General features: G+C 39.7%; 5 protein-coding genes and 1 pseudogene. 4 read left to right on the forward strand and 2 right to left on the reverse strand.

What is annotated here, in order from left to right:
* The first annotated feature begins 347 nt into the window (after positions 1-347).
* Entirely contained in the window at positions 348-1472 is a 1125-nt protein-coding gene (locus tag HMPREF3179_RS05750) for a Fic family protein (protein ID WP_070470008.1), read from the forward strand.
* 100 nt (positions 1473-1572) lie between these two features.
* Here the strand turns inward: HMPREF3179_RS05750 and HMPREF3179_RS05755 are convergent.
* A pseudogene (locus HMPREF3179_RS05755) lies at positions 1573-2169 on the reverse strand (capsular polysaccharide biosynthesis protein); the annotation flags it as partial.
* A gap of 270 nt (positions 2170-2439) precedes the next feature.
* Between HMPREF3179_RS05755 and relB the strand changes: the two are divergent.
* Entirely contained in the window at positions 2440-2661 is a 222-nt protein-coding gene (relB, locus tag HMPREF3179_RS05760) for a type II toxin-antitoxin system RelB family antitoxin (protein WP_018574598.1), read from the forward strand.
* Positions 2661-2921 (forward strand): type II toxin-antitoxin system RelE family toxin, encoded by a 261-nt coding sequence (locus HMPREF3179_RS05765; protein ID WP_018574597.1) that lies wholly within the window; start codon positions 2661-2663, stop codon positions 2919-2921. Before relB ends, HMPREF3179_RS05765 begins: the two co-directional genes overlap by 1 nt.
* Positions 2922-2952: 31 nt before the next feature.
* On the opposite strand, the gene HMPREF3179_RS11970 is transcribed toward HMPREF3179_RS05765, so the two are convergent.
* Positions 2953-3138 (reverse strand): DNA adenine methylase, encoded by a 186-nt coding sequence (locus HMPREF3179_RS11970; protein WP_239660531.1) that lies wholly within the window; start codon positions 3136-3138, stop codon positions 2953-2955.
* A 61-nt stretch (positions 3139-3199) separates the two neighbouring features.
* Between HMPREF3179_RS11970 and HMPREF3179_RS12265 the strand changes: the two genes are divergently transcribed.
* The gene (locus tag HMPREF3179_RS12265) at positions 3200-3337 is read left to right on the forward strand and encodes a hypothetical protein (protein ID WP_161797531.1); all 138 of its coding nucleotides are present in this window, start codon (positions 3200-3202) and stop codon (positions 3335-3337) included.
* Positions 3338-3708 lie beyond the last annotated feature (371 nt).

Below are 3708 nucleotides of genomic sequence, written 5' to 3' on the forward strand. Positions count from 1 at the left end.
AATTGTTTTCTACGCATGAAAAATTCCTTTAAATATAACAAATGGTTTAACGAAATTTTCCACTCATCAGTGTTTCGATTTTAGGGGAGTATTACCGGACAACTCACTTGACAAACACCGCAATACAGAAGCCTCATCAAATCAGCAGACATATTAATGTCCGGCGCACTGAACAGCAATTGCTTTGTGAACGGTTTATCAGTAAATACAGGACGCAAATTGTTTTGTGTCCTGTATGCCGAACACCAGTTATTTTGTGAACGGTTTACCCCAAACTTCCGAACACAAACCCACTTAATGTACACTGAGTCTTCAATAAAAACATCTTTTATAAACGCTATCAACTCATGTCTAAACACACATATATTCCTGATAACTTGCCTCTACCCTTAGAAAAACTCGAGTTAACAAGCTTAATTCGAGATATCAGTGACGCCAACTCTGCTCTCTCCACCTATGATGGAATTTTAAGGGCTATCCCCAACCCAAGGGTATTACTTTCTACCTTAATAGACCAAGAAGCTGATCTTTCATCAAGAATTGAAGGCACTCAGGCTTCATACAAAGATGTTCTTGATAAAGAGGCGGGGAAACTGCCTGCCACCACAAGACAAGAAAATGACATTCAAGAAATTATTAATTATAGAATGGCGATGATAACTGCCCAAGAGTATCTTGAGGAAGGCCGCAGACTGTCATTAAGCTTGATATTAGAATTGCACCAACAATTGCTGACTAGTGTCCGAGGCCAAAACAAATCGCCGGGTGAATTCAGAAAAGAACAAAATTGGATTGGCACCGAAGGCTCAACCATAGAAAATGCTATTTTTGTTCCTCCTAGCCCAATCGTTTTATCTACAGCTCTTGAGAACTGGGAACAATACATATCCTATGACGAAGTCGATCCGATAGTTCAGGCTGCCATTCTACACGCTCAATTTGAGCTTATTCACCCATTTAAAGATGGTAACGGCAGAATAGGACGTCTTCTTATTCCCCTAACTTTATATAAAAAAAATAGACTCAACACGCCAAACTTTTATTTATCAGAAGTTTTGGAATCTAAAAGAGGCGAATATTATGAGAGATTAAACAATATCTCTTCTCATCGAGATTGGAATGGTTGGATTAAATTTTTTCTACAAGCAGTCAACTCCCAAGCCAAATCAAATATCATCAAGGTAGAAGCAATACTCGAGCTTCATAATGAAATGAAAAAAGAAATTGTAGCGGCTACCAACTCCCCTTACAGTTCAGCCTTAACCGATTTTATATTCATTAGACCCATTTTTAATTCCGGCCATGTCCAAAGTTATATTACTGAACAACATGGTAGTAGCGTTGGCAGAACGACTATTCATACAAACCTAAATAAACTTATCGATGCTAAAATTCTTCGTATAACCAGAAAGGGTAGCGGCTCAGCGCCTAGTATCTATTCATTTGATCAGCTATTAAAGATTATTAAATAGAATGGGGTAGGTTCATGACAACACCTATGTGACGACTAAGGCCCGCTTGCCGCGATAACGTCAGCAGGCCTTTTATGAGTCAAACTGCTTGTTAACGGCACTATTTCACACGTTGACGACGCCACGCGACCACTCGGCTTAATAGAGGCCGTATTGCTTTACGCCACCATGACAAAGTAGGCACACCACCCTCTTTAAGCCTGAGTAATACATCGAGAATGGCTTCAGGTGTGCTAAATCGGCCAGAGGTCGGATGCAAATAAACGGGATACAGAATCAACACGCCTGCCACCAACTCATCAAGCTGCAGTTTTCTGCCTCGACCCTCCGGCGGGTGTATATCCTGCGTTAAGCCCCAACCCGCGTAGAATGGTTGGCCATAAGTTACCACCTTACAGCCACGCATCTGTGCCTCAAAACCTGCTAAAGAGGTCAAGACATGCACCTCATCCACCACAGTAAACAAGGAGCCAATAGCGTGCTCTGTGAGAACTTCATCGCACCAATCTAAGGCCTTATCCTCACTCTCACTCTTATCACGTAACCCGGTCACCACATCAGGGTGTGGCTTATAGAGAATATACGCCTCAGGGTTAGCCGCACGCACGGCCTGCAACAGTTGCATATTCTTAGTCACCACCCGCGAACCATAACGAATCGAAGCATCTGACTCCACTTGGCCTGGCACCAGGATAAGTCGCTTCGCATGCGCAGGTCGCTTTCACGGCCCAGATCGGCGATGCGTTGATTGTGTGGAGGCAACGACTTTCTGATGAGTTGCTCTTTGAGCTCAGGACTATAAACGGCCATTATAAAACCCTATCCGCCACCCTAAAGGCATTAAAAGTAAAAATTAAATGATCGGACAACTAGTGTGACAGAGGGGGACTCCAACTCTTGACATCCTTTCTTTTTTAATGCGACAATCAAGGTACTACAATGTAATACTTTAAACAGAGGGTTTAATATGTCTATCATTAGTGTTCGCTTAAACGCCACCGAAGAGCGTCTTTTTACCGAATATGCAGAATTTCATGGCAAAAGCTTATCTACTTTACTCAAAGAAAGTTTGGCTGAAAAAATGGAAGAAGAATTAGACGCTAAGCTCCTTGTCGAAGCAAAAGAGTATAACAAAAAGAATCCTGAAACTTACACGCACCAACAAGTTAAAGAGAAGCTAGGGTTGTAATGTTTCAAGTTATCTATACAGCAAAAGCATTAAAATCTTTATCAAAGCTAGATAAAACTCAAGCTCGTCTAATTGTCGCTTGGATTGAAAAAAATTTAGTTAATAGCTCTAATCCTCGGTTTACAGGGAAAAATATTAAAGGGGATTTAGCTGATTGGAGATATCGTGTTGGCAATTACCGCATCTTATGCCACATTATTGATCAAACTATAACCATTGAAGTTGTTAATATTGGTCATCGAAAAGATATCTATAAATGACTCTAAACTAACTTAGATCAAACAATGAAACCTATAAATTGTAATGAAGATAAGTATTGATAAGATCTTTATTGTTGTCGTTGATGACAGCTTTTTTAATGGTTGGATAGGAATTTAACATCCAAAACAAAACAGCGCCACTGCCCACAAACGGCTCAATGTAGGTAAAAGGTTCGGTTGTGAATTGATTAGGTATAGGTGTCTGTATTTCAAGCAAGAGCCTGTAAATAATTTTATGTAACTTCCTTTCATCCGATCTCCCTCATAGGAGTATTTATATGGAAAGTTACCTAACTAAAGACGACATCATTCAATCGTTAGTCATGCAATTAGCCCTAAAGCCGAGCGATGGCGATAACATTGAAGCAATCGTAGAGGTATTTATTTCCCCAGTCTTGTATGATTTAAAACCATGAATTCCTTAAGAACAGAGCCAGAGGATATATTAGATAATATTGAATCTCTCCATTGAGCTAGGTCGTATCTGCTAATTTGATTTACTGGTTTAAGTACAAGCTCAGGATAATCTCGTATTAACTTAAGTAGTCTGTTTCTTTCTGCTTTATTTCTTCTCTTATAGTTAGTAACTTTAGTAATGTAATGCAGAATGAGCTCTTCTAAAGTAATCACTATAGGCGCATTATGGGAATTATCTAGCTCCTTTCATACTATATTCCCATTCGATACATTCTTTTTAGTTAAGAAAGTAGCCGATCTACGAAGCCCATTAATAATTATTTAATACTTAAACCAATAATCGAGTAGGGTGAGGTTTGCACCTCATCCC

It is taken from the genome of Oligella sp. HMSC09E12, assembly GCF_001808505.1.
In the GTDB taxonomy this organism is placed as follows: domain Bacteria; phylum Pseudomonadota; class Gammaproteobacteria; order Burkholderiales; family Burkholderiaceae_B; genus Oligella; species Oligella urethralis.